17 protein-coding genes, 1 tRNA gene and 1 pseudogene are annotated in these 23,015 nt (G+C 60.3%); 4 read left to right on the top strand and 15 right to left on the bottom strand.

The features are described 5' to 3' along the window. Positions 1–48: 48 nt before the first annotated feature. The 3 genes from KW846_RS11635 to ptsP are packed head-to-tail and all read right to left on the bottom strand — an operon-like array spanning position 49 to position 5,602. Positions 49–1,788, bottom strand: a complete 1,740-nt coding sequence (locus tag KW846_RS11635) for a PTS fructose-like transporter subunit IIB (protein ID WP_218482327.1) — start codon at positions 1,786–1,788, stop codon at positions 49–51. 11 nt (positions 1,789–1,799) lie between these two features. Further along, positions 1,800–2,741 carry a 1-phosphofructokinase gene (pfkB, locus tag KW846_RS11630; protein ID WP_218482326.1) on the bottom strand — a complete coding sequence of 314 codons (942 nt, stop codon included), beginning with the start codon at positions 2,739–2,741 and terminating at the stop codon, positions 1,800–1,802. Beyond that, positions 2,741–5,602 carry a phosphoenolpyruvate--protein phosphotransferase gene (gene ptsP, locus KW846_RS11625; RefSeq protein ID WP_218482325.1) on the bottom strand — a complete coding sequence of 954 codons (2,862 nt, stop codon included), beginning with the start codon at positions 5,600–5,602 and terminating at the stop codon, positions 2,741–2,743. Before ptsP ends, pfkB begins: the two co-directional genes overlap by 1 nt. A 290-nt stretch (positions 5,603–5,892) precedes the next feature. Here ptsP and cra point away from each other — a divergent pair, with 290 nt between their 5' ends. Together cra and KW846_RS11615 are read left to right on the top strand one after the other, a co-directional pair. Then, positions 5,893–6,888 carry a catabolite repressor/activator gene (cra, locus tag KW846_RS11620; RefSeq protein ID WP_218482324.1) on the top strand — a complete coding sequence of 332 codons (996 nt, stop codon included), beginning with the start codon at positions 5,893–5,895 and terminating at the stop codon, positions 6,886–6,888. A 3-nt stretch (positions 6,889–6,891) separates the two neighbouring features. Next, on the top strand, positions 6,892–7,671 hold the full coding sequence (locus KW846_RS11615) for a TatD family hydrolase (protein WP_218482323.1): 780 nt from the start codon (positions 6,892–6,894) through the stop codon (positions 7,669–7,671). Between the two features lie 123 nt (positions 7,672–7,794). On the opposite strand, the gene KW846_RS30440 is transcribed toward KW846_RS11615, so the two are convergent. The 5 genes and pseudogenes from KW846_RS30440 to KW846_RS11595 all read right to left on the bottom strand — a co-directional run bounded on the left by KW846_RS30440 (position 7,795) and on the right by KW846_RS11595 (position 13,673). Further along, positions 7,795–8,499 carry a methyl-accepting chemotaxis protein gene (locus tag KW846_RS30440; RefSeq protein WP_371321746.1) on the bottom strand — a complete coding sequence of 235 codons (705 nt, stop codon included), beginning with the start codon at positions 8,497–8,499 and terminating at the stop codon, positions 7,795–7,797. Between the two features lie 153 nt (positions 8,500–8,652). Next, positions 8,653–8,856: pseudogene (locus tag KW846_RS30435) on the bottom strand (HAMP domain-containing protein); the annotation flags it as partial. A gap of 1,174 nt (positions 8,857–10,030) precedes the next feature. Further along, positions 10,031–10,867, bottom strand: a complete 837-nt coding sequence (ampE, locus tag KW846_RS11605; RefSeq protein WP_116580929.1) for a regulatory signaling modulator protein AmpE — start codon at positions 10,865–10,867, stop codon at positions 10,031–10,033. Further along, positions 10,864–11,424, bottom strand: coding sequence for a 1,6-anhydro-N-acetylmuramyl-L-alanine amidase AmpD (ampD, locus tag KW846_RS11600; protein WP_218482510.1), 561 nt, complete (start codon positions 11,422–11,424; stop codon positions 10,864–10,866). The genes ampE and ampD overlap by 4 nt, the downstream gene beginning before the upstream one ends. A gap of 62 nt (positions 11,425–11,486) precedes the next feature. Next, complete coding sequence (locus KW846_RS11595) at positions 11,487–13,673, bottom strand: DUF1631 domain-containing protein (RefSeq protein WP_218482321.1); 2,187 nt, start codon at positions 13,671–13,673, stop codon at positions 11,487–11,489. Between the two features lie 263 nt (positions 13,674–13,936). Here KW846_RS11595 and nadC point away from each other — a divergent pair, with 263 nt between their 5' ends. Beyond that, the gene (gene nadC, locus KW846_RS11590) at positions 13,937–14,785 is read left to right on the top strand and encodes a carboxylating nicotinate-nucleotide diphosphorylase (protein ID WP_218482320.1); all 849 of its coding nucleotides are present in this window, start codon (positions 13,937–13,939) and stop codon (positions 14,783–14,785) included. A gap of 134 nt (positions 14,786–14,919) precedes the next feature. Here the strand turns inward: nadC and KW846_RS11585 are convergent, their stop codons facing one another. Then, entirely contained in the window at positions 14,920–15,225 is a 306-nt protein-coding gene (locus tag KW846_RS11585) for a DUF6388 family protein (protein ID WP_218482319.1), read from the bottom strand. Between the two features lie 302 nt (positions 15,226–15,527). On the opposite strand from KW846_RS11585, the gene KW846_RS11580 reads away from it, so the two are divergent. Beyond that, the gene (locus KW846_RS11580; protein WP_116580926.1) at positions 15,528–16,067 is read left to right on the top strand and encodes a hypothetical protein; all 540 of its coding nucleotides are present in this window, start codon (positions 15,528–15,530) and stop codon (positions 16,065–16,067) included. Between the two features lie 12 nt (positions 16,068–16,079). On the opposite strand, the gene KW846_RS11575 is transcribed toward KW846_RS11580, so the two are convergent. From KW846_RS11575 to infB, 6 genes are all read right to left on the bottom strand, one after another. Then, positions 16,080–16,155: transfer RNA gene (locus KW846_RS11575), tRNA-Thr, on the bottom strand. Positions 16,156–16,295: 140 nt separating this feature from the next. Then, positions 16,296–18,401 (bottom strand): polyribonucleotide nucleotidyltransferase, encoded by a 2,106-nt coding sequence (gene pnp / locus KW846_RS11570; RefSeq protein WP_007973102.1) that lies wholly within the window; start codon positions 18,399–18,401, stop codon positions 16,296–16,298. A gap of 206 nt (positions 18,402–18,607) precedes the next feature. Then, entirely contained in the window at positions 18,608–18,877 is a 270-nt protein-coding gene (rpsO, locus tag KW846_RS11565; RefSeq protein WP_015093441.1) for a 30S ribosomal protein S15, read from the bottom strand. 117 nt (positions 18,878–18,994) lie between these two features. Beyond that, positions 18,995–19,912: a tRNA pseudouridine(55) synthase TruB gene (gene truB / locus KW846_RS11560; RefSeq protein WP_015093440.1), complete on the bottom strand. Its 918-nt coding sequence runs from the start codon at positions 19,910–19,912 to the stop codon at positions 18,995–18,997. Positions 19,913–19,915: 3 nt separating this feature from the next. Continuing rightward, positions 19,916–20,317, bottom strand: coding sequence for a 30S ribosome-binding factor RbfA (rbfA, locus tag KW846_RS11555; protein ID WP_007973108.1), 402 nt, complete (start codon positions 20,315–20,317; stop codon positions 19,916–19,918). Between the two features lie 159 nt (positions 20,318–20,476). Beyond that, on the bottom strand, positions 20,477–23,002 hold the full coding sequence (gene infB / locus KW846_RS11550; RefSeq protein WP_007973110.1) for a translation initiation factor IF-2: 2,526 nt from the start codon (positions 23,000–23,002) through the stop codon (positions 20,477–20,479). Positions 23,003–23,015 lie beyond the last annotated feature (13 nt).

Here is a 23,015-nt window from a genome sequence, read left to right as displayed (position 1 = left end):
GTGGCGAGGGAGCTAGCTCCCTCGCCACAGGTCATCAAACATGCCAGATCAGGCCTTGGCCGGCTCCAGTGCCAACTCCACAGCCTCCGACCGCTTGACCAGCGCATACACCACCGCCGTCAACAAACTCCCCGCGACAATCGCCAGCAGATACAACAGCGCATGGTTGATCGCATTCGGGATCGCCAGCACGAACAAACCGCCGTGGGGCGCCATCAATTTACAGCCGAAATACATCGACAGCGCACCGGTCAGCGCGCCGCCAGCGATGCTCGCCGGAATCACCCGCAACGGATCTTTCGCGGCAAACGGAATCGCCCCTTCGGAGATGAAGCATAGCCCCAGCACCAGCGCTGCTTTACCGGCTTCGCGTTCAGTCTGCGCAAACTTGCGCCGGGCAATGAACGTGGCGATGCCCAGGCCGATCGGCGGCACCATGCCGGCGGCCATGGTCGCCGCCATCGGCGCGTAACTCTGCGACGCCAGCAACCCGACCGAGAACGCATAGGCCGCCTTGTTGATCGGCCCGCCAAGGTCGACGCACATCATGCCGCCCAGCAGTACACCGAGCAGGATCGCGTTGGTGGTGCCCATGCTGTCGAGGAAATGCGTGAGCCCGGCAAGCATGCCGGCCACCGGTTTGCCGACCACGTAGATCATTACCAGACCGGTGAACAGACTCGCCAGCAACGGAATGATCAGGATCGGTTTCAACGCCTCAAGGCTCTGGGGCAAACGCGCGTATTTGTTGATCGCCCTGGCTGCATAACCGGCGAGGAAACCGGCAATGATCCCGCCAATGAAACCGGCACCCAGGGTGCTCGCCAGCAGACCGCCGATCATCCCCGGCGCGAGGCCCGGGCGGTCGGCGATGGAATAGGCGATATAGCCTGCCAGCAGCGGCACCATCAGCTTGAACGCCGTATCACCGCCGATCTGCATCAACGCTGCCGCCAGCGTGCCCTCTTCCTTGAACGCGGTGATGCCGAACACGAACGACAAGGCGATCAGCAAGCCGCCGGCGACCACCATCGGCAACATGAACGACACGCCGGTCAGCAGGTGTTTGTAGACGCCAGTCTTCTCCTGTTTGACCGTTGTGGTGGCAGCGCTTGATGCGCTTTCCTGCTGGCCTTCGGCCAAGGCTTTTTTCAAGGTTGCTTCGGCTTGCTTGAGGGCAATGCCGGTGCCACAGCGATAGATTTTCTTGCCGGCGAAACGCTCGGTGGCGACTTCGATATCGGCCGCCAGCAGCACCACATCGGCCTCGGCAATCGCTTGCGCGCTCAACGGATTGCGCGCACCGACCGAGCCCTGGGTTTCCACCTGCAAGTCATAGCCCAGGCGCTTGGCCGCTTGCTGCAAAGCCTCGGCGGCCATGAACGTGTGAGCGACACCCGTCGGGCAGGCGGTGACGGCCACCAGTCGTGGCGCGTTCTGGACGACCGCCACAGGTTCAACGACGGCTTTGGTAGCGACGTAGACCTGTGCCTCCTGCGCCCCTCGCCGCAACACCGTTTCCACGTCCTGCAGGGCCTGGGCCGGAGTGCTCTGGAACACCCGCTTGCCGACAAACCGCGCCATGTCCACGGGCGCGCTGGTCACCAGCAGCACCCACTCGGCCGCATCGAGGGTGGCCGCCGACAATTGCTTTTCCGGATGTGCGACATCGGTGATTTCGACACTGGTGCTCCAGCCCTGACGCTGGGCCGCGGCATCGAGCAACCGGGCACACAGCACACTGGTGACCATGCCGTTCGGGCAGGCCGTAATGATGGCTAACTTCATGACAAACCCTCTTATTGTTCTGTCAGGGGACGCACGCGCACACCCTGTTCGAGCTGCGCCAGTTGCGCTGAATCGCCAATGCCGAATCCGATCTGGGTCACCGCCATCGCGGCAATCGCCGTGGCGGTGCGCAAGGTTTGCTCCGGCGTATCGGCACTGAGCAAACCGTGAAGCATCCCCGCCAGCAATGAATCACCCGCACCCACCGTACTGGCGACGCTGACCCTGGGTGGCGTGGCATGCAGCGCCGAGCCGACGCTGAACCAGTTCACGCCTTCGGCGCCGTGGGAAATCACCACATGCTCGATGCCCTGGGCGTGCAAACGCTCCGCTGCCAAGGCCTGGGCACTGACCGACACGACCTCGCAGTCCAGCACCTCGGCCAGCTCTTCGGCGTTGGGTTTGATCAGCCAAGGTCCCGCTTTGAGCGCTGCACGCAACGCATCGCCGCTGGTATCGAGGGCAACGTTCAGGCCCTGCGTCTTCAAGCGCAAAATCAGTGCCTGCAACCACTGCGCACTGACGCCCAACGGCAAGCTTCCGGCGACCACCACCGCATCGTGGCCCGGGGCAATTTGCTCCAGTCGATCGATCAAGGCCTGCTGCGCCGCTTCGCTGACCTGGGGCCCCGGTCCGTTGATGTCGGTGATGCGTCCGTCGCTTTCCGCCAGCTTGATGTTGCTGCGGGTTTCACCGGGAACGCGGATGAAGGCGTCGACAAAACCGCGTTTGGCGAACAGCGTTTCAAACGCTTGCAGGTTGTCTTCGCCAAGAAAACCACTGACGGTCAACTGATGCCCGAGGTCGGCCAGCACTTGCGCCACGTTCACACCTTTACCGGCGGCGTGGGTGTGCATGACATCGCTGCGATTGACCTGGCCGGCTTCAAGGCGCGGCAACTGTACGGTCAGGTCCAGCGCCGGGTTGAGGGTCAGGGTGAGAATCCGTGCCATTACAAGGCCTCCACGAGTGCGCGCACTTCATTCGCGCTGCCCACGGCCAGGGCCTGACGGGCAAGGGTTTGAGTCTGAGTGAAGCCCAGTTCGCGAATCCGTGCCTTGACCTCGGCAATACTGCGCGCGCCGACACTGAGCTCATCCACCCCGAGGCCGACCAGTACCGGCACCGCCAGCGGGTCGGCTGCCAGCTCGCCGCACACGCCGACCCATTTGCCATGGGCATGGGCCGCACGCACGGTGATGTCGATCAGTTGCAGCACCGCCGGGTGCAAGCCATCGGCCTGGGCCGACAGCGTCGGATGGCCACGGTCGATGGCCAGGGTGTATTGGGTCAGGTCGTTGGTACCGACGCTGAAAAAGTCGACCTCTTTGGCCAGCACCGGCGCCAGCAAGGCCGCCGACGGCACTTCGATCATGATCCCCAGTTGCAGGTCGGCAACCGGGATCTCCAGGCGCAGACGTTCGGTCATGTCACGGGCCTGGCGCCACTCGTCAACGCTGCCTACCATCGGGAACATGATCCGCAGCGGACGGTTGTCGGCAGCCCGCAGCAAGGCACGCAGTTGCGCTTCCATGATCTGCGGGCGCTGCAAGGTCAGGCGAATGCCACGCACGCCGAGAAAGGGGTTTTCTTCCTTCGCAATCGGCCAGTACGGCAGCGGTTTGTCGCCACCGACATCGAGAGTACGCACCACCAACGGTCGCCCGGCCAGACCGTCGAGGACGCGGCGGTACTCGGCTTCCTGGGTCGCCTCGTCGGGCGCTTGCGGGTGGGCCATGAAAATCAGTTCGGTGCGCAACAGGCCGATACCTTCGGCGCCCTGCTCCACCGCGCTGGTGACGCCGGCACTTTCGCCGATATTGGCGAACACTTCGACGGCATGGCCGTCGGTCGTCAGTGCCGGCTGGTGGCGTTGCTCGGCGGCTGCCTTCAAGCGCTGCTCGCGGGTATCGCGTTCGGCCGTGGCGCGCTGCAAGGTCGTCGCATCAGCGTCCACATGCAGACGCCCACGCTGGCCATCGAGCAGCAATGGCGTACCCGGCGCCAGCAGCAACACGCCAGGGCCGGCGCCGACCAATGCCGGAATGCCCAGGGCCCGGGCAACAATTGCACTGTGCGCCGTAGCGCCACCTCGTGCAGTGAGAATCCCGGCCACGCGAGCCGGGTCAAGACGCGCGACGTCGGACGGGCCGACCTCGTCCATCACCAGAATGTACGGCTGATCCGGTTCGCTCGGGGTTTCGATACCACTGAGTTGCAGCAATACCCGACGCCCGATGTCGCGCAAGTCGGCAGCGCGCTCGGCGAGCAAGGCATCCTGCAACGCTTCCTGCTGCAAGGCCGCCGCTTCAATCACGACCATCCACGCAGCCTCCGCGCTTTCGCCCTGCTTGAGACGCGTATCGACCTCATCGGTGAGTTCCGGGTCGTCGAGCATCTCCTGGTGGGTGATGAAGATTTCGCGAATGGCTTTGCTTTTGCTGCGCTCGATCAATCCCTGGATGTCCCGGCGCACCTGCGCCAGCGCGTGCTGGAGACGTTCACGCTCGATGGCGGCGGACTCACCGCGCAACGGGTAATCGATGGTTTGCAGGACTTGAATATGCGCCGGACCGATGGCGATGCCCGGGGCGGCGGCAATGGCCTGGACCACGCTGCCGGATAGCGGGGCGAGGACCACTTCGGCCATTTCGGCAACGACTTCCCGTACCTGGCTGACTGGCGGCAGCGGCTCGACTTCTTCACCGAGGCCTTCTTCGATGGCGGCCAACAGGGCCGGCAACGCATCCGCCGCGATGCCCGGTTCGGCAATGAATTCCAGGATCTGCCCGCGACGGGCGCCGAGGCTGAGCAGCTTGCTCAGGCTCTTCACCGACACCGCGCTGTCGTGGCCGTCGACGATGCGCACGCGGATCTCACCCTCAAAACTTTTCGCCAGTTGCGCGAGGATCTTCGCCGGCCGCGCATGCAAACCGTGGGCATTGGCCAAGGCAATACGCGCACTGGGCCAGTCGGCGGGCACTTCACCACCGAGCACTTCGAGGACTTTGCGGCTGCTGGTGGCGCGCCCCAATTCATGGCCACGTCCTTCGATCAACAACGCGCACAGACGCTCGAGCAGGGCTTGATGGGCCTCACCGAGGCTCGCCAGGCAGAACAGTCCATTGAGTGGCTGGCCGAGATAACGCAGCGGTTTGTCCGGGGTGACGAAGGCCAGGCCGGGGCGTTTCACCGTTTGCTCGCTGTGCAGCCACCACAGGCCATCACCCAACGGCAGCGCTTCGACCTGTTGCAGCACGGCGGAGAAACCATTGCTCACGCAGTCGGCCTGGCGCAACAAACGCGCGCCGCGCCAGACCAGTTCTTCGAAATCTTCGGCTGTCACACCGAGGCCAATCATCTGCGCATCCAGCGCCAACTCCTGCGGAGCGCCTTGCAGCAATTTCAGCAATGCTTCAGCAGAGCCGGCGCGACGCAAGGCCTGGCCCAGATCAGTCTCGCCGAGGGCGCGGGTGAGCAATTGCAACAGGCGCAGATGCTCATCGGACTTGGCGGCGATACCGATCGCCAGGTAAACGATATGACCCTCGCCCCAGTCCACCCCCTCAGGGAACTGCATCAGGCGCACACCGGTGGTGAACACCTGGTCGCGGGTTTCGGGGGTCCCGTGGGGGATGGCAATACCTTGACCGAGAAAGGTCGAGCCCTGGGCCTCCCGCGCCTGCAAACCGGCCAGATAGCCCTCGGCAACCAGGCCGTCGGTGACCAGATGCCGGGCCAGCAATTGCAGCGCTGCGGACTTATCCACGGCCGACTGGCCCATGGAAATCTGCTCTACAGTGAGCTCGAGCATGCTTTCTCCTTTTTGGCGCCATGGGGCACCAGGTATTGTTTTGAATGAGTCAGCTCAGGCGCTTGGTCGTCACTTTTGGCGGTTTCACGGCAGAACCGGCCAAAGGCGCCTTTAACGTAGAAAATACGCTTGCTGAAACGTTTAATCTAGAATGAATGGCACGTTACTCGATAATGTCCCATCCTTGAAGCTCAACTTGTCGGATGCGTTGCGACAATGGTCACCTGCCTTAATCGGTTAGGATTGACGAAAATGTCGAGGCAATCTCGAAAAAACAAGGAAACAGCGGGTTGAAACTCAGTGATATTGCCCAGTTGGCCGGTGTGTCCGTCACCACCGCCAGCTATGTCATCAATGGCAAGGCCGAACAACAGCGCATCAGCAGCGCCACCGTCGAACGCGTGCGCGCGGTCGTCGAACAACATGGCTTCACGCCTAATCCACAGGCCGCCGGCTTGCGCAGCCGACACACGCGCACGTTGGGGTTCATTCTGCCGGATCTGGAAAACCCCAGTTACGCGCGAATCGCCAAATTGCTGGAACAAGGCGCCCGCGCCCGCGGTTATCAGTTGCTGATCGCCAGTTCCGACGATGCCCCGGACAGCGAACGGCAATTGCTGCAACTGTTCCGCGCCCGGCGCTGCGACGCGCTGATTGTTGCCAGTTGCCTACCTGCCGGCGACGACAGCTATCGCCAGTTGCAGGCCAAGGGCATACCGATCATTGCCATCGACCGGGTCATGGACCCCGAGCACTTCTGCTCCGTGATCAGCGACGATCGCGAGGCCAGCCTGCAACTGACCCGCAGCCTGCTGGAGCCGTTGCCCAAACAGATCGCCCTGATCGGTGCCCGCCCGGAACTGAGCATCAGCCGGGAACGTGCCGCAGGTTTCAAAGAGGCCCTCACCGGGTTCAACGGCGAAGTACTGATCGAAGAAGGCGAATCCTTCAGCCGCGAGTGCGGCAAACAATTGATGGAAGAGTTGCTGCTGCGCCTGGGCCATTTGCCCGATGCGTTGGTGACCACCTCCTACGTACTGCTTCAGGGCGTGTTCGATGCGCTGCACGACTTCCCCTTAAAAAACCGCCCGCTGCGCCTCGGCACATTCGGCGACACCCAGCTGCTGGACTTCCTGCCACTGCCGGTCAACGCCATGGCCCAGCAACACCAGTTGATCGCCGACAAGGCCCTCGCGCTCGCTCTGACCGCCATCGAGCAGTCGGATTACCGGCCCGGCGTGCAAGCCATCCCGCGCACGTTCAAGCAGCGTATTCTTCAGGACTGAGCCGTGGAGTTGATCGACACCCATACCCACCTGGATTTTCCGGACTTCGACGCCGATCGCCAGGCGCTGCTGGCCGAAAGCCGCGCCCTCGGGGTGCGGCGGATCGTGGTGCTGGGGGTTTACCAGGCCAATTGGCAGCGGGTTTGGGAGCTGGTGCAAAACGATCCCGACCTGCATGCGGCGTTCGGTTTGCATCCGGTGTACCTGGACGATCATCGCCCTGAAGACTTGAGCGAACTCGGCGATTGGCTGACCCGCCTGGCCGGCCATCGGCAACTGTGTGCGGTGGGCGAAATCGGCCTGGACTACTTCATCGAATCCCTCGATCGCGAGCGCCAACAGGCGTTGTTCGAGGCGCAATTGCAACTGGCGGCGGACTTCAATCTTCCCGTATTGATCCATGTGCGGCGTAGCCATGCGGCGGTGATTGCCACCCTCAAACGGTTTCGCCTGAAACGTGCCGGGATTATCCACGCCTTCGCCGGCAGCAAGGAGGAGGCGCGGGAATACATCAAGCTCGGTTTCAAGCTCGGCCTTGGCGGCGCCCCGACCTGGCCACAGGCGCTGCGCATGCACCGCGTGCTCGCCGAACTGCCGCTGGATTCGGTGGTGCTGGAAACCGACTCGCCGGACATGGCGCCCGCCATGTTCCCCGGCCAGCGCAACAGCCCGGCACACTTGCCGGCGATCTGCGCGGCACTGGCCGACATCATCGCGATCAGCCCCGAACAATTGGCCGCGGCCAGTACGGCCAATGCCTGCGAGTTGTTTAACTGGTCATAACTGCCAGCACCAGCCAACTGTGGGAGCGGGCTTGCTCGCGAAAGCGATCGTTCAGCCCCATTGATGCTGATGTACCGACGCCATCGCGGGCAAGCCCGCTCCCACAGGGTCCCGAGGAGAATTTCAGACCCGGAACGCACTGATCAACTGTTTCAACTCCACGACCTGAGCCGACAACGCCCGGCTGGCGTCTTCGGTCTGGTGCGCACCTACAGAGGTACGCTCACCGGCGCGATTGATCTCGACGATGTTCTGGTCGATGTCGTGGGCCACGGCGGTTTGTTGCTCCACGGCGGCGGCGATCTGCTGGTTCTGGTCGACGATCATGCCGACCGCTCCCAGAATATTTTCCAATGCCCGCTGGACCTTTTCCGACTGCCCCACCGTGCCATTGGCCATTTCATGGCTGGTGCCCATGGCCTTGACCGCCGCGCCGACTCCGCCATGGAGCTTGGCGATCATCTGCTCGATTTCTTCGGTCGATTGCTGGGTACGCTTGGCCAGGGTCCGGACTTCATCGGCGACCACGGCGAAACCGCGCCCCTGCTCACCGGCCCGTGCGGCCTCGATAGCGGCATTGAGCGCCAACAGGTTGGTCTGCTCGGCGATACTCTTGATCACTTCCAGAACGCGGCTGATGGACTGGCTGTCGCTGGCCAGTTGATTGATCACCAGCACCGACTGATCGATTTCGCTGGCCAGTGCGGCGATGCTGCCTTGCTGCGACTCCACCAGGCCGCGACCGCTGATGGTTTCGTCGTTAACGCTGTGGGCGCTGCTCACCGCCGCTGCTGCACTGCGCGCGACCTCCTGGGAAGTGGCCGACATCTGGTTCATCGCCGTGGCCACTTGTTCGATCTGCGTGCGCTGCCCGGCGACGGCCTGGTTGCTTTGCGCGGAAACGCTTTGCACCTGACCAGCCTGGCGCTCGACTTCGCTGACGGTCTGGCCCACCCGCTCGATCAGGTCATGGATTTTCTTCACGGTGCCGTTGAACACCTCGCCCAACTCGCCCAGCTCGTCACGGCTGTGGGCGCTGAAGGTCACCGTCATGTCGCCGGCCGCCACCTTGTCCATCACCGCTCCCAGGCGCTTGAGCGTGGTGCGGGTCGAGGCATAGAAGGCACCGTAGAGATAAAAGATCAACACGAATACGACTGATAACGCCACGGCCTGCAAGACCATGTGCGTGCGGTTCTGGTCCAGCCGCTGCTGCAACTGCGGCCCCAGATACTTGAGGGTTGCTTCGTTGAGTTGGTAAGTCTGGTCCATCAGGGCGCTGACCTGATCGTAAAAGCCCTGCCACGGCGCATCGAGGGTATCGGCCATGACCACTTGCTCTTCGAACAGCTCGCTGGCTTTCTTCAAGGATGCCCGGCTGCTATCGGCCTGAGCGGCCAGGGTATCGCGGGCGGCTTTGCTGGAACCCAAGGCGTCCTGCAACTTCAGGCCATATTCGGCCTGGAGCTTTTCAATCTGCGCCAGCAATTCATCGAAACGGGTACTCGACGCCGAGTTGATGAAACCCTGCCCCAACGAGTAAGACCCCATTGCCCGACCTTCACCCAGAATCTGGGTGACTCGTGGTGTGACGAGGGTGACGAGTTCACTCAACTGGCGCATGTCGCTCTGGTTGTCGCGACTGAGGCCGGACTGGCTGGTGATGAGCTGGCCGAAAATCTGCGCGCTGCCCACCAGCTTGCCGATCAGGGCACTTTTGCTTTGCAGGGAGTTTTCCGTTTGCTGAGCCTTGAACGCGGCGATCATCTCATCGCGCTTGCCATCAAACACCGCGACCTGCTCCGGGTCGCTGGTCATCGCCGTCAGCCCTTGCAGGCGAGTCAGAATATTCTGCTCGAGGGTGCTGATCTTCGATTCGACATTGCCGGCCTTGCCGGATTGGCCGAGGCTGACATTGATCTGCACCAGGTTGTTCAGGGTTTCCAGATCGCGACGTAACGTCAGGCTGCTGCCCAACAGGTCGAGACTTTGCAGTTCGATGCGCGTGCCCTGGAATTCGCGGTAGGAGTCACGCACCAGATAGAAGTTGGTCACCAGCATCGGCACCAGGAACAGTACGCTGATCAGGCTGAACTTCATGCCGAAGCTCAGGCGATTCATCAGTGCGACAGCGGGATAGAGCAAGCTCTTCACTGGATGTCTCCCTTCAATTTCTTATTTTTTTTATTGGCAGGCGCAGACAGACAGCAGATAGCCACTATACGGCGCTATCTCTGTATAACTTAAATCGGCAGGAAGTTTTGTAACTTAAGGTTAACGACAGGTTTCATCCGCACTGGCGGATGAACCATTGTGGTGAGGGGGCTTGCCCCTCACCACAAGAGCATTAACTGCTGGCCTAATGCAGAACCGTCCACAACGCAAACCCGGCATACCAGAGCACCGCGGCACGCAGCAGCAGGTCCCAGATGCGGTCCAGGTTGTTGATACCTTCTGCGCCGGCCACCGGTGCCGGAATTTCACCGGCCACCAGCCCGACTTTCACGATCAATTGTGCCGCGCTGATGTTCCAGTTCAGCAGTTCATGCAGCATCACCCGACTGACCGCGACAAAATTGCCGACCAACGCCAGGCTCGCCGCCAGCAGACGCACCGGCAACCAGTCGAAGGCGTGACGCAGCTGCCCGGCGCGCTCGACCAGCGCCGGGTTTTTCCCGTGTTCTTCGGCCAGCGCCAGCAGCCGATAACTCAGCGCCGCGACCGGGCCCAACAGGAAGTACCAGAAAATCACCGCGAAAAAGCTCTGGTAGGCCTCCCACAGCAAATGCCCTTCGACCTGCTCCAGCAACTGCTCGCCACTGTCTGCACAGATATCCAGATCGCGCTTGGCGACAAGGGCCGCTGCTTGCAGGTCCTCCCGACGCCAGGCATCGCGGAACGGCCCAAGATCCCCCAGCAGGTCACCGCGCCCCAGGCTGTAGATCACGACCAGCAAATGGATCGGCAACGCGAGCAACCCGTAGGCCACCGGCTCGATAACGACCAGCAGCAAACCCAACAATGCCACCGGCAACAAGACCACGACCGACAACACCAGCCATGGCCGGCCCGAAAACCGCGGGCTGGCCTCAAGCTTGTTCAGCTCGTGTGTCCAGCCACTGTCACGCTGAACCCGATGGCGCAGGGCCGAGAACTTTTCGATCCACACCGCCAACAGCAACACCAGAAAACTCATTGCCCATCCTCTTGTGCCAGAGCGGCGCGATAACGTGCCCAGTCGAACCCCGGCCCCGGATCGGTTTTGCGCCCGGGTGCAATATCGCTGTGCCCGCAGATACGCTCTGTAGTGATCGCCGTGAAGGTCCGTTGCAACTGACGGGTCAGGGCCGTCAACGCGTCGTATTGCGCGTCGGTGAACGGCAGATCATCCGTGCCTTCAAGCTCGATGCCCACAGAAAAATCGTTACAGGTTTCCCGCCCATCGAAGCACGAGACCCCTGCATGCCACGCACGCTCAAGGCATGAAACAAATTGGGTGACCGTTCCATCACGCTCGATCAGAAAGTGTGCGGACACCCGCAAATCCGCAATCCCTTCAAAATAGGGGTGTTCGGTGACATCCAGGCGATTCTGGAAAAATTCCTGCACCTTGCCAGTGGCGAACTGCGCCGGTGGCAGGCTGATGTTGTGAATCACCAGCAGGGAAATCTCGTCTGTGGGGCGCGCATTGAAGTTGGGTGAGGGGCAGACATGCACACCCTGAATCCAACCGCTCGCGGGGTCCAACTGCATACCGATTCCTTCAACGTCGACTGTGTTGGCACAGTATGCCGTGATATTCCCCCAAGGCGCGATCACTTGCCGCGCTTGAGGCGCTTGAGGTTGCCGATCACCCGCTCGAGAGCTCGCTCGAACAGCATGGTGTCGTCAAGCACTCGCGCCCTGCCATTGCGCAGCTCCAGGGCCAGGTCTGGGCGACTGCGCTTGAGCACTTTCATGCCGGTGCGGTTGACGAAGATGTATTTGCCGGTGGCTGCAATGATGGCCACCAGTTTGCAGCGAAGGCTGTTTTCCGGGTCTTCCTGAAACTCGACCCAACAGCCCGGAAGCATTTTATCGACCTGGCGCAAACCCGCATCGTCCGCCAGCAAACGTATCGGCTCACTGTGCACCTGGCTTTCGTCGGCCATGTGCAGGACGACAGGCGTCAGCACCTCGATCATCAGCGACGCACTGGCGGGTGAGCCCCCCGCTGCCTGAACGTGCAAGCTCTCCAGCTCGCTGAAAAACTCGCTGGCGGCAAACGGATCGAAGGCCGACGAATTCAGCCCGTCGCGCAACGACTTGAGCAAATCCGGTACCAGTGCCAACATCCTGGTCGCATCGGACTCATGGTGGTGCTGAACGCTCCAGACCAATTGTTCCAGGGTACGCACATCGGCATGCCACTCAGCCGACCGATCGCCATGCTTGAGGTACGTCAGCAGCAGTACTTTGCTCCAGGCCTCCTGGACAAACCCCAGTACGCCTTGCGGCAGGTACTTGCCAAACAACGCCTGATTCAACACCTGCTCGACACGCTGGCGGGCCAGCCCGGTCTTGGCCCGTCCTTCCTCGGCATCACGAATGCGTTGCTCGAGCAACTCGCTGCGCCGGCGCTCGTCCTGGGTAAACGCGAGAAAGTCAGCCAGCAGTTCGGAAAATATCGAGGGGTCATCGATAAAGTCATTCAACAAACGCTGTACGACCTGATCGATGCGCACGTACAGGCTGTCACGCTGATGATCGTCACAGGCGTCCCAACCCATTGCCGCGTTGGCGATTTCGTTGAGCAGGCGTCGTGCCGGATGACTGCTGCGACTGAAGAAACTCTTGTCGAGCAGCGCCACCTTGACCAGTGGAATCTGCAATCGGCCGATCAGCGCCTTGAGCGGATCCGGCAGATTGCGATCATCGAGCATGCATTCGAACAGCATCGCGACCAGGTTGATCACATCTTCGTCGGCCTCCCCGAAAACCCGCGACCTGCCACTTTTGACGCTGACCCGGGTCAGTAACTGTTCGAGCTGGTTGCGCAGGTCAAAATCGTCCACGACTTCCGGAGCCGGCACGTATTGCTGCAAATGCGACAGCAGGCGCAACAGATCGCGCGTGGAAATCGGCAGCGCAGTGGCACTGACCTCCAGCGTTGGCGACAGGCTGCCGCGAACGTTGAACAGCAGGGCCTGCAACGCAGCGAAAACCTCCTGGACATTGTCATCGATGGGCAAGCAGGCCGGAGTAGCGCCCTCATCGGTCGATTCGACGGGGGCGCTGTCAGGCCGGTCCATGGTACGGCGCACCGGGGCCGGTTTCAGGTCGGGCAACACACCGGTAGCAAGCAGCAGTTGATTGGCTTCGGCGTAAAGCTGACCGGTCTCGCTGAGGACATAACGCTCGAACAACCCGAGGATAATCAGCTTGACCTTGATCTCCAGCCCCAGCTGGCGTGCAGCCTGCAAGAAGTATTCGCAGAGCATCGCCGGATTCAGGGGGTTGTGCAGATCGCCCAACGCCTTGCCCGACAAGGCGCAGAGTCGGGCCGTCAGTTGATCCAGGGCCAACCCGTCGCGGTCCAGCACCCGGCTGACCATCGCATCCACTGCGACCGTACGCTCCCGCTCGTCATCGGTTTGCGCCAAGGATTCATCGGCAGCCAAGGACTGGGACATAGCTGCAATGGCAGGGTCGTATTGTGCAAGCCGGATGAACGCGCCGAAAAACTGCTCGAGAAACACCCGCTCGATGCTTTTGTGCTTGAGACGCAAATCGCGCATTGTTTGAAAGAAGATGTTCTGCTCGACGTCACAGCAGGCTCGGTCGGCCATTTCGAAGAGGGTGTCGTCGGCGTTATCGAACAACGCCTGCAATCCGTGTCGCAGCTGTTGCGCGGCCTTGTCGCGAACCTGGAGAAGAATCGCCGGCAGTCGGGCGAGTGGCGAGTGAGCCACCTGGTCGGTAGTTGCCTTGTGCAAAGGCACTACATTCCCGTCGTTGTACATTCGGCCTCCCTGGAACGGTGATGCTTCGACTCGTCAAATCGATGACGTCAAATACAAGGCGAATTATCTTGTAAAAGCTCACCTTTGCGCCAGAAGACTCTGTACCTCATCTCAAACAGGCGTTTGCTCGGTAGCGATAATCCGCACCGACACCCCAGGGATTCGACCAAATGCAGGCACCATTGCGAACGTAACGCTCTGATGCCTTGGGTTGGTCCTCGCCATGGCCCTATAATCGAGCCACTATGTTTGTGGAGTCCGTTATGCCGAATCTACGTCTCGCCGATCTGACCGCCGAAATCGAAGCCAACGTGCGCCGTGCGTTGCGTGAAGACATCGGCAGCGGCGACATCACCGCGCAGTTGATCCCGGCCGAACGCCTGGCCAAAGCCACCATCATCACCCGCGATGCGGCCGTCATCAGCGGTATCGCTTGGGTGGATAACGTGTTTCGGCAACTGGACCCACGGGTGGCGGTGCACTGGCAGGTTGCCGACGGTGAACGGGTAACGCCCAATCAGGTGCTGTTCCACCTCGAAGGCCCGGCGCGCTCACTGCTGACCGGTGAACGCAGCGCCCTGAACTTCCTGCAACTGCTCTCCGGCGTGGCGACTCGCGCGCAATACCTGGCGGACTTCGTGGCCGAGACTCAGGTCAAGCTGCTCGACACCCGCAAGACGCTGCCGGGGCTGCGTCTTGCGCAAAAGTACGCGGTAACCTGCGGCGGTTGCCACAACCACCGCATCGGCCTGTATGACGCCTTCCTGATCAAGGAAAACCACATCGCCGCCAGCGGCGGCATCGCGCAGGCCATCGCGGCCGCGCACAAAATCGCCCCGGGCAAACCGGTCGAGATTGAAGTGGAAAGCCTGGATGAACTGAAAGAAGCGCTGGCGGCCGGTGCCGACATCATCATGCTCGACGAACTGAGCCTGGACGACATGCGCGAAGCCGTGCGCCTGAACGCTGGCAAGGCCAAGCTGGAAGCCAGCGGCGGGATCAACGAGAGTACGTTGCTGCCGATTGCCCGGACCGGGGTGGATTACATTTCGATCGGTGCAATGACCAAGGATGTGAAGGCGGTCGATCTGTCGATGCGCTTGAGTATCTGATCACACGTATGTGAGTTGCCAAAACTGTAGGAGCGAGCTTGCTCGCGATGTACCTGAGAGCGCCATGTTTAACCAGCAAACACGCGTTATCGCTAACGACCATCGCGAGCAAGCTCGCTCCTACATGATGAGTGTCAAACCACCAGATTGTTCATCTCGCAGTACTCTTCCCACTCGACACCCAAGACTTCGGCCGCCTCTTTGTGCAGCGCCAGCCGGGCGGCCTCGTACTCCTCCGGGGTCGAGGTGTACTTGAGACTCAACTCCCACGGCTGCAAGCCCTGGGCTTCGGCTTCATCCTCGAAGGCCCATTGAATCTGGTCTTTCTGATCGTCCGGACTCAAGTCCTTGATCTCGTCCATCAATTCGGGCGCATCCAGCACGTACTTCTTGAGGGCTTCTTCGTGTCTTTCTTCTTGGCTCAATTCTTTTACGGTCATGTTGTTCTCGTTGATCTGGGGAATGGAAGATGGATCTGGATCATCAAGGATCTCTCTGACGCAGAAGAACCGCTTGTAGCCCGGTCTGTCTGGCCTTCAGAACCATTCGGGATCATCTGAAAACTGCTGGGCGAAGCTCATGCAGGCTCCGAATATAGGATGTTTGTCGGACGATTTGCACGTCTCTTTACATCTCCCCACAAAAAGTTGTGCACAGGATGTGCTGATGGGGGCGGGAACATAAATTCAAATCCCCAGTCATAGCGATGTGCCATACCGGCATTTCACAAGGAACCTCAGTGATGCGCAGCATTTCCAAATCTTCTTCTGTTGTGCTTACAACCGCATTGTTCGCCAGCCTGGCACTACCGTTTCCGGCGCTGGCCGCTATCGAAGTGAGCAGCGGCCCCTCCTCGTTTGGCGACAAGATCCCGGTTCTGCACTACGAGTACGACAAATACACCCTGGTCAAAACCGGGATCAGTGCCGATGACCTGCAAAGCATGCAAAAGTCGTTGAAGGACACATCGGGGAATGTCGAAGACCTGAAGAAAACCGTCAGCGAACAACAACGCACGATTGAGGATCTCAAGCGCGGCAACGGTTCCAGCTCAAGCTCCAGCAGCAGGGAAATCGACGAACTCAAGCGCAAGGTGGCCGAGCAGGAGCGCGATATCAACAACCTCGGCAAGCAGGTTGAAGAACTCAAACGCAATAGCGGCTCCAGCTCCAGTTCAAACAGCAGCGAGATTTCCAGCCTGAAACGGGAAGTCAGCGACCAGGACCGCGAACTCGACAACCTCAAGCGGACCGTCGAGGACTTGAGCAGAAAGGTGAAATAACCAGAGGGGGGATGGTGCCCGAGACAGGAATCGAACCTGCGACCTTCGCGTTACGAGTGCGCTGCTCTACCGGCTGAGCTACACGGGCGGTGGGCTAAACCTAGCATTGCTATCGAGGTCCGGCAACTTCGCGCAATGTCTCGATGTTTCGCAGACAAAAAAATGCCCCGCCGTTTTCACGGCGGGGCATTTTTTTACAACGTTGAAGCGGTCAGGCGTGAGGCGCGATTAAACGCCCGAAGCCTTGGCTGCTGCCACGTCTTTGATGGACAGCTTGATACGGCCGCGGTTGTCCACGTCCAGTACCAGCACTTCCACTTCCTGGCCTTCTTTCAGGATGTCGGTCACTTTCTCTACGCGAGCGTCGCTCAGCATGGAGATGTGAACCAGACCGTCCTTGCCGGGCAGGATGTTGACGAATGCGCCGAAGTCGACGATGCGCTCAACCTTGCCGACGTAGATCTTGCCGATCTCGGCTTCAGCGGTGATACCCAGAACGCGCTGACGTGCTGCTTCAGCGGCTTCCTTGGTTTCGCCGAAGATCTTGATCGAACCATCGTCTTCGATGTCGATCGAAGCCTTGGTTTCTTCGCAGATCGCACGGATGGTCGCGCCGCCTTTACCGATGACATCACGGATCTTGTCGGTGTCGATTTTCATCGCGATCATGGTCGGAGCGTTGGCCGACAGTTCGGTACGCGACTGGCCAATGATCTGGTTCATCTGGCCGAGGATGTTCAGGCGCGCTTCCAGGGCTTGGCCCAGAGCGATCTCCATGATTTCTTCGGTGATGCCCTTGATCTTGATGTCCATCTGCAGCGCGGTGACGCCTTTGGCGGTACCGGCTACCTTGAAGTCCATGTCGCCCAGGTGGTCTTCGTCACCCAGGATGTCGGTCAGGACGGCGAACTTCTCGCCTTCTTTAACCAGACCCATGGCGATACCGGCAACCGGTGCCTTCATCGGCACACCGGCGTCCATCAGGGCCAGGGAAGCACCGCAAACGGAAGCCATCGAGCTCGAACCGTTGGACTCAGTGATTTCCGACACTACACGGATGGTGTACGGGAACACGTCAGCGGCAGGCAGCATGGCCGAAACCGAACGACGGGCCAGACGGCCGTGACCAATTTCACGACGACCAGCGCCACCCATGCGACCACACTCGCCCACCGAGAACGGAGGGAAGTTGTAGTGCAGCATGAACGGGTCTTTTTTCTCGCCTTCCAGGGTGTCCAGCAGCTGTGCATCACGGGCAGTACCCAGCGTTGCAACGACCAGGGCCTGGGTTTCGCCACGGGTGAACAGGGCCGAACCGTGGGTCTTTGGCAGAACGCCGACTTCGATGTTCAGCGGACGTACGGTGCGGGTGTCGCGACCGTCGATACGCGGCTTGCCGTTTACGATGTTTTCGCGAACGGTGCGGTATTCGATTTCACCGAAAGCCGCTTTGACGTCGGAAGCGGAAGGCTGGCCTTCTTCGCCCGACAGCTTGGCAACGACCTGGTCCTTCAACTCGCCCAGGCGAGCGTAACGGTCGGCCTTGACGGTGATGGTGTAGGCCTGGGAGATCGCTTCGCCGAACTCGGCACGGATAGCGCCCAGCAGTTCGGTGGCTTCTGGCGCAGGAGCCCAGGTCCAGGTTGGCTTGGCAGCTTCGGCAGCCAGTTCTTTGACCGCGTTGATCACAACCTGGAACTCGTCATGAGCAAACAGTACCGCGCCCAGCATCTGGTCTTCGGTCAGCTCTTTGGCTTCCGATTCAACCATCAGCACGGCGTCCGAAGTACCGGCAACGACCATGTCCAGGCTCGACGCAGCCTGCTGCTCGTAAGTCGGGTTCAGCAGGTAGCCGGTGCTTTCGTGGAAAGCAACGCGGGCAGCGCCGATCGGGCCATCGAAAGGAATGCCGGAGATCGCCAGGGCAGCCGAGGTACCGATCATCGCAGCGATGTCCGGATCGGTCTTCTTGCTGGTGGAAACGACGGTGCAGACAACCTGCACTTCGTTCATGAAGCCTTCAGGGAACAGCGGACGGATCGGACGGTCGATCAGTCGGGAAGTCAGGGTTTCTTTCTCGGAAGGACGGCCTTCGCGCTTGAAGAAACCGCCAGGGATCTTACCGGCAGCGTAAGTCTTTTCCTGGTAGTGAACAGACAGAGGGAAGAAGCCCTTGCCTGGATCGGCTTGCTTGGCACCGACTACAGTCACCAATACGCTGACGTCGTCGTCAACGGTGACCAATACTGCGCCGGAGGCCTGACGGGCGATACGGCCAGTCTCGAGGGTAACGGTCGACTGACCGAACTGGAATTTTTTGATTACCGGGTTCACGGTGTCCTACCTTCTTTGTGGCTCTTGGGGGAACTGGTTTCTTGCGAAATTCTTGGGCAATGTCGGGAATCGGCCCGACCGGTTTGTCCAGGTGTTACTCAGGCAAAGCAGGTATCCAGATAAAACTTGAGGCTGGGAGCCTGCCATGCGCCGGCGGGAAACCCGCTGGTGCACGACAGACAACCAACCTCTAGCGCAATCGCTTATTAGCGACGCAGACCCAGGCGACCGATCAGAGTCTGATAGCGACCCAGATCCTTGCCTTTCAGGTAGTCCAGCAGCTTACGACGCTGGTTAACCATGCGGATCAGACCACGACGGGAGTGGTGGTCTTTACCGTTGGCCTTGAAGTGACCTTGCAGCTTGTTGATGTTGGCGGTCAGCAGTGCAACTTGCACTTCTGGCGAACCAGTGTCACCAACAGCTTGCTGGTAGTCAGCAACGATTTGAGCTTTTTCTTGAACGTCGAGAGCCATGAGGCAATCCTTTTATCAGGAAACTGTTTCAGAAAAACAGTTTCAACAGGCCAGGGACAAATCCCTGTATCTAAAAATGAGTAGTGACCGTGCCTGTTAACAGCCACCCTCGTTCGGTCATTCTGACCGAATCAGTCGACGTGGCGCGATGCGCCCGTCTTCGCTCACTTCACCGATACCGATGAAACGACCGTTGTGATCCTGTACCCGCACCATGCCGAACTTCGGAGCATCCGGGGCACGTACCGGCTGGCCGTTGAGCCAGTAGAACGCGCTCGCTTCCGAGAACTGCAACAGTGGCCAATCCAGCAGGCCGCTGTCCGATGGCATCAGGAAGCGATCGACCGCTTCGTTGCCGCCTTCGGCATGTACCGCTTCCAGCTCTTCGAGGGTAACCGTCTGCGCCAGGGTGAATGGCCCGGCCTGGGTACGTCGCAGTTCTGCAACGTAAGCGCCACAACCGAGTTGCTCACCGATATCCTCCACCAGGGTACGGATATAGGTGCCTTTGCTGCAATCCACCGCCAGCCGCGCAGTATCTCCTTCGAAGGCCAGCAATTCCAAGCGCGTAATAGTAACAGAACGCGGTTCGCGCTCCACTACTTCGCCTGCACGAGCCAGCTTGTACAGCGGCTGGCCATCACGCTTGAGCGCCGAGTACATCGGCGGTATCTGACTGATTTGCCCACGAAATTTCGGCAGTACAGCCTCGATATCGGTGCGACCAACGGTCACCGGGCGTTCCTGCAAAACTTCACCTTCGGCATCCGCCGTGGTGGTGGTCTTGCCCAGTTGCGCCAGGGTTTCGTAACCCTTGTCGGAGTCGAGCAGGTATTGCGAGAACTTGGTGGCCTCGCCGAAGCACAACGGCAACACGCCGGAGGCCAAGGGATCGAGACTGCCGGTATGACCTGCCTTTTCGGCGTTCAGCAACCAGCGAACCTTCTGCAAGGCCGCGTTGGAGGTGAACCCCAGCGGCTTGTCGAGAAGGATAATGCCGCTGACGTTGCGACGGATACGTTTAACCTGAGCCACCGATTACTCCTTGGTGTCTTCGGCTTCTGCCGCAACCGGATGCTGATTGTCTTCAGCCACTGCGCGCTCGATCAATGCAGACAGATGCGCACCACGCACGACGCTTTCGTCGTAGTGGAAGTGCAGCTGTGGAACGCTGCGCAGCTTCATCTCGCGAGCCAGCTGCATGCGCAGGAAACCGGCGGCGGAGTTCAGCACCTTGATGCTTTGTGCGATTTCTTCGGCGCTGTCCTGCCCCATCACGGTGATGAAGATCTTGGCGTGACCGACGTCACGGCTGACTTCCACTGCGGTAATGGTGACCAGGCCGACGCGCGGGTCTTTGACTTCACGACGGATCAGTTGTGCCAGCTCACGCTGCATCTGATCGCCGATACGTTGGGTACGGCTGTATTCTTTTGCCATGTCTTGTTACCTGTAACTGCCCCACGGTGAAACCCGCAAGGTCTGAAAGCGGCAAACGCCCGGCCTGACAAAAGCCAGACCGGGCGTTGCGTTTAGAGTCCTGGTGACGAATTGCGCATTTGCATGCGGCTACCCGTCACGGCTCCTGAAGTGCGCGAATTAGAGGCTGCGAGCAACCTGCACCTTCTCGAAGACTTCGATCTTGTCACCGACCTTGACGTCGTTGTAGCTCTTCACGCCGATACCGCATTCCATGCCGGCACGTACTTCGGAAGCGTCATCCTTGAAGCGGCGCAGGGATTCCAGCTCGCCTTCGAAGATAACGATGTCTTCACGCAGTACACGGATTGGACGGTTACGGTGCACGACACCTTCGATAACCATGCAACCGGCGATCGCGCCAAACTTCGGCGAACGGAACACGTCACGCACTTCGGCGATGCCCAGGATGTTCTCGCGAACATCGCTGCCGAGCATACCGGTCAGGGCTTTCTTGACGTCTTCGATGATGTCGTAGATCACGTTGTAGTAACGCATATCCAGACCTTCCTGCTCGACGATCTTGCGCGCACCGGCATCGGCACGCACGTTGAAGCCGAACAGTACAGCGTTGGAGGCCAGTGCCAGGTTGGCATCGGATTCGGTGATACCACCGACGCCGCCACCGACCACACGCACTTGCACTTCGTCGTTACCCAGGCCGTTCAAGGCGCCGTTCAACGCTTCGAGCGAACCACGGACGTCGGATTTGAGGACGATGTTGAGCGTCTTCTTCTCTTCCTGCCCCATGCTTTCGAAGATGTTTTCCAGCTTGCCGGCGTGAGCGCGAGCCAGTTTGACTTCGCGGAACTTGCCTTGACGGAACAGAGCCACTTCACGGGCTTTCTTCTCGTCGGCAACCACGCTCATCTCGTCGCCAGCGTCCGGGGTACCGTCCAGGCCGAGGATCTCGACAGGGATGGCCGGACCAGCTTCCTTGATTGGCTTGCCGTTCTCGTCGAGCATGGCGCGCACGCGGCCATAGTTCGAACCGACCAGGACCATGTCGCCCTGACGCAGGGTACCGTCTTGAACGAGCACGGTAGCCACCGGGCCACGGCCCTTGTCCAGGCGGGACTCAACCACGACACCACGGCCAGGAGCCGATGGGGTTGCAGTCAGTTCCAGGACTTCGGCTTGCAGCAGAACGGCTTCGAGCAGTTCGTCTACACCGGTACCCATCTTCGCCGAAACCGGTACGAATGGAGTGTCGCCACCCCACTCTTCGGAGGTCACGCCGTGTACCGACAGTTCGCTACGGATGCGATCGAGGTCAGCACCTGGCTTGTCGATCTTGTTCACAGCGACAACCAGCGGAACGCCAGCAGCCTGAGCGTGCTGAACAGCTTCGATGGTTTGCGGCATTACGCCGTCGTCCGCTGCAACCACCAGGATCACGATGTCGGTCGCCTTGGCACCACGGGCACGCATCGCGGTAAACGCGGCGTGACCAGGGGTGTCGAGGAACGTCACCATGCCACGGTCGGTTTCAACGTGGTACGCACCGATGTGCTGGGTGATGCCGCCGGCTTCGCCAGCAGCAACCTTGGCACGACGAATGTAGTCGAGCAGGGAAGTCTTACCGTGGTCAACGTGGCCCATTACGGTCACGACTGGAGCACGGGAAACTGCCTCGCCTTCAAACTTCAGGGACTCGGCCAGGGAATCTTCCAGGGCGGTGTCGCTGACCAGGGTCACTTTGTGGCCCAGCTCTTCGGCAACCAGTTGGGCAGTTTCCTGATCCAGTACCTGGTTGATGGTCGCTGGAGTACCCAGTTTGAACATGAACTTGATGATTTCAGCAGCCTTGACCGACATCTGCTGGGCCAGATCGCCCACAGTGATGGTCTCGCCGATCTTCACTTCGCGCACGACAGGGCCGGTCGGGCTCTGGAAACCGTGGGCGTTGCGCTTCTTCAGCTTGGCCTTGCCGCGACCACCACGACGGAAGCCATCGCTTTCTTCGTCGGTAGTACGTGGGGCAACGCGTGGCGCTGGCGCCTTTTCCTTGACCGAAGCACGATGCGGAGCGTTTTTGCGCTCGCCATCGCCACCACCGCGACGATTGTTGTCGTCGGCACGTGGTTTGTCCGGACGACGCTGTTCGTCGCGCTTGCGAGTGTCTGCCGCAGGTGCCGGAGCGGCTGCCACAACCGGTGCGCTTTCACGCACGGGCTCGGCTACCACAGCAGGCGCTGCAACAGGTTCGGCTGGAGCGGTCGGCGCAGCAGCAGGCTGGCGACGCGCTTCTTCTTCGGCGCGACGCTTGGCTTCTTCTTCAGCCTTCTGACGTGCAGCATTTTCTACTGCGCGACGTTCGTCCAGTTCACGCTTGCGCTCGGCTTCGATTTCTTCCGGGCTGCGCTGTACGAAGACTTTCTTCTTGCGTACTTCAACGCTGATGCTTTTGCTGCCGGCAACCCGCAGGGTGCTGGTGGTTTTACGCTGCAGCGTAATCTTGCGTGGTTCTTCCACTTTCGCCTTGTGGCTGCTTTTCAAGTGAGTCAGCAACGATTGCTTCTCACTGTCAGTCACACTTTCTTCGGCGGCGGTGTGCGGCAGACCTGCCTCACGCATCTGCTGCAACAGGCGCTCTACCGGTGTTTTGACCTCATCGGCCAGTTGTTTCACCGTGACTTGCGTCATGCACTTCTCTCCT

Origin of the sequence: Pseudomonas sp. PDM32, assembly GCF_019219225.1 — a bacterium.
Taxonomy (GTDB): domain Bacteria; phylum Pseudomonadota; class Gammaproteobacteria; order Pseudomonadales; family Pseudomonadaceae; genus Aquipseudomonas; species Aquipseudomonas laurylsulfatiphila.
This window is presented reverse-complemented; position numbering and strand designations above follow the sequence as displayed.

Bases quoted from the DNA above. Each gene is read 5' to 3' on its own strand.
- ampE (WP_116580929.1), bottom strand. From the start codon at position 10,867: ATGAGTTTTCTGGTGTTGCTGTTGGCGGTGTGGATCGAAAAGTTCTCG.
- rpsO (WP_015093441.1), bottom strand. From the start codon at position 18,877: ATGGCTCTCGACGTTCAAGAAAAAGCTCAAATCGTTGCTGACTACCAG.
- rbfA (WP_007973108.1), bottom strand. From the start codon at position 20,317: ATGGCAAAAGAATACAGCCGTACCCAACGTATCGGCGATCAGATGCAG.
- KW846_RS11595 (WP_218482321.1), bottom strand. From the start codon at position 13,673: ATGTACAACGACGGGAATGTAGTGCCTTTGCACAAGGCAACTACCGAC.
- ampD (WP_218482510.1), bottom strand. From the start codon at position 11,424: ATGCAGTTGGACCCCGCGAGCGGTTGGATTCAGGGTGTGCATGTCTGC.
- ptsP (WP_218482325.1), bottom strand. From the start codon at position 5,602: ATGCTCGAGCTCACTGTAGAGCAGATTTCCATGGGCCAGTCGGCCGTG.
- pfkB (WP_218482326.1), bottom strand. From the start codon at position 2,741: ATGGCACGGATTCTCACCCTGACCCTCAACCCGGCGCTGGACCTGACC.
- KW846_RS11580 (WP_116580926.1), top strand. From the start codon at position 15,528: ATGCGCAGCATTTCCAAATCTTCTTCTGTTGTGCTTACAACCGCATTG.
- KW846_RS30440 (WP_371321746.1), bottom strand. From the start codon at position 8,499: ATGTCGGCCACTTCCCAGGAGGTCGCGCGCAGTGCAGCAGCGGCGGTG.
- KW846_RS11635 (WP_218482327.1), bottom strand. From the start codon at position 1,788: ATGAAGTTAGCCATCATTACGGCCTGCCCGAACGGCATGGTCACCAGT.
- nadC (WP_218482320.1), top strand. From the start codon at position 13,937: ATGCCGAATCTACGTCTCGCCGATCTGACCGCCGAAATCGAAGCCAAC.
- infB (WP_007973110.1), bottom strand. From the start codon at position 23,002: ATGACGCAAGTCACGGTGAAACAACTGGCCGATGAGGTCAAAACACCG.
- KW846_RS11585 (WP_218482319.1), bottom strand. From the start codon at position 15,225: ATGACCGTAAAAGAATTGAGCCAAGAAGAAAGACACGAAGAAGCCCTC.